This window comes from Secundilactobacillus folii (assembly GCF_009720675.1).
GTDB lineage: Bacteria > Bacillota > Bacilli > Lactobacillales > Lactobacillaceae > Secundilactobacillus > Secundilactobacillus folii.
On the sequence record NZ_WNJO01000034.1, the window covers coordinates 1 to 1076 of the forward strand.

1 protein-coding gene is annotated in these 1076 nt (G+C 46.4%); it reads right to left on the reverse strand.

What is annotated here, in order from left to right:
* The coding region (locus GM612_RS12160) for a mucin-binding protein (RefSeq protein ID WP_425500351.1) at nucleotides 1–1074 on the reverse strand (1074 nt) is incomplete at its 3' end.
* Between the last annotated feature and the right edge of the window lie 2 nt (nucleotides 1075–1076).

The following is a 1076-nucleotide window of genomic DNA, read 5'->3' on the forward strand; positions in this document are numbered from 1 at the left end:
AGTTGGTGTGGTGCCCGGAATTGGATTTCCAGCTTCATCAACCGGCACACTAGTGTAACCTGCATCCGGTAATTTACTGAACGAAATCGTGAATTCTTGATCAGCATCATCGTTTTGATCAAACCTATTGGTAGCTGTTGGGTTGGAAACCAAATTGTAGTTATCGTTCAGTACCGCTTGAATGGCACCATTGACATCTGAACGAGCAAGTGTTGAGTTACTGTCGCCTTCAATATGAAGATCGTTAGCCACAGAATTGCCCTTGTCATCCACAAAGTGAATCGTCGCCTTTTGCGTATTCGGTGTGTAGGTGATGACCACGTTCGGGTTAGTCGTTGGCACGTCAACCGATGGCGTCTTAGCCGTGTACCCCGGAATATCAGGTGCCGAAATCTTCTCACCTGGTAAACCAGTCACTGACACACTTTCAGGATAGTTTGGAACTGAACTGCCGTCCGGCAAAGTTGGGATAAGCGTAAACTGCGCGTGATTCAGCTTACTGAAAACTACTTTGAATTCCTGATTATCGCCGTCGATGTTATTAAATACCATCTCAGTCTGATCCTGAACTAGGTTGTAGTTTTCATTGATGACCTGTTGAATTTGCTGAATAACAGCCGTGCGATCAAAGTGCCCATCTGTGAAGCCAGTGACGTTCAACTCAGGCGCTAATGCGTTGCCACTAACGTCCACAAAGCTAACCTTCCCGAATTGAGAATTAGGTTTGTATTTGACCTTAACTTCACCATTATCCGTTGGTACAACGGGTTGATCCGTATCAGGGGTATACCCCGGAACCGTTGGTATCACTACTGGTGAACCCGGTTGTCCAGTCTCAGATGTTGGCGCCGTGCCCGGAATTGGAGTTCCAGCTTCATCCACCGGTACACTAGTGTAGCTCGCATCTGGCAGTTTGCTGAATACGACAGTGAAGTTCTGGTCAACCTCATCGTTATGGTCAAAATTATTCGTAGCCGTAGGATCGGAAACCAAATTATAGTTCTTGTTCAGTACCGCTTGGATCGCATTAGCGACTTCCGTCCGATCCAACATTGAATCACTTTCGCCTTCAATTA